Here is a 1,362-nt window from a genome sequence, read left to right as displayed (position 1 = left end):
CATTTCAGAAAGTAAGGAGCGAATTAGAAGCTGCTTTAAAAATGTGGGATTTGAGTTCCCAGTCAGGCGTGTGCTAGTAAATTTATCGCCTGCAAATATTAGAAAAAAAGGAAGTCATTTTGATTTAAGTATATTTTTAGGCATTCTTGCCAACACAGGACATATTTCAAATATAGAAATATTAAAAAAATACCTAATTTTGGGAGAAATTTCTCTAAATGGAAAAATAAAATCAATAAATGGAGCAATAAATGCCACAATCTTAGCAAAAGAAACTGACTTTAAAGGAGTTATCGTTCCAATGGAAAACTATAACGAAGCAAAGCTGATTTCAGGAGCAGAAATTATTCCAGTTAATGAAATTAGCGAACTTCTGGACTTTCTAGATGGAAAAATTGATGTGGAAACTTTATGCAAAAAAGCCGTTGAAATGGATACTTCAAAAATTGAAAAGGATAAGAAGCCAGAAGAAGCCATTGATTTTTCAGATGTAAAAGGGCAGCTTATGGCAAAAAGGGCTTTAGAAATCGCAGCAGCCGGTGGACACAACGTGTTTCTAATAGGCGACCCAGGTTCAGGTAAATCAATGCTTGCTAAAAGATTTAATACAATTTTGCCTGACATGCTAGAAGAAGAAATAATCGAAACAACCAAAATTTACAGCATTTCAGGAATGCTTAGCCAAAAAGAACCAATAATCCGCAAAAGACCATTCAGAGCACCCCATTATTCAGCAACGCAAGTGGCACTTGTAGGCGGTGCAAACAGAGTCGGAGAAATAACATTAGCACTAAACGGAGTATTTTTTCTGGATGAAATTGGAGAATTTGAGGGAAAAACGCTAGAAGCGCTGCGGCAGCCTCTGGAAGATGGAAAAATTGTCATTTCCAGAGCAAATTTCAGCGTAACTTATCCTGTAAAAAATATCACGATAACGGCTTCAAATCCGACTCCAAGCGGCTACTTTCCCGATAATCCACTATGCAACGACAGTTTACACGAAATAAAACGTTATCAGAAAAAATTTTCAGGTCCGTTTCTCGACAGAATGGATTTGTACGTGGAAATGCACCAGCTGAAAAAAGATGAAATTTTTGATGAATCCCTTTCAGAAAAATCAAAAGACATCCAAGAAAGAGTAATAAAAGCCAGAGAGATCCAAAAACAGCGATTTAATTCAAATACGCTAAACAGGGATATGAACAAAAAGCAATTAAACAAATATTGCAAAATTGACAAGGAAAGCCAAGAAATTATGAAAGCCGCCATCGACAATCTAAAATTGTCAGTCAGAATGTTCGACAAAATACTAAAAATTTCAAGAACAATAGCAGATTTAGATGGGCAGGAAAATATAAAAAA

1 protein-coding gene is annotated in these 1,362 nt (G+C 35.6%); it reads left to right on the top strand.

Annotated features, from left to right (window positions below; all coding sequences use genetic code 11):
* Nucleotides 1-43: 43 nt before the first annotated feature.
* The coding region (locus Q0370_RS10040) for a YifB family Mg chelatase-like AAA ATPase (protein WP_299575267.1) at nucleotides 44-1,362 on the top strand (1,319 nt) is incomplete at its 3' end.

The sequence above is a fragment of the uncultured Leptotrichia sp. genome, assembly GCF_938036635.1.
Taxonomy (GTDB): Bacteria; Fusobacteriota; Fusobacteriia; order Fusobacteriales; family Leptotrichiaceae; genus Leptotrichia; species Leptotrichia hongkongensis.
The sequence above is the reverse complement of the archived record's forward strand: the minus strand, read 5'-3'. Positions and strand labels throughout refer to the sequence as shown.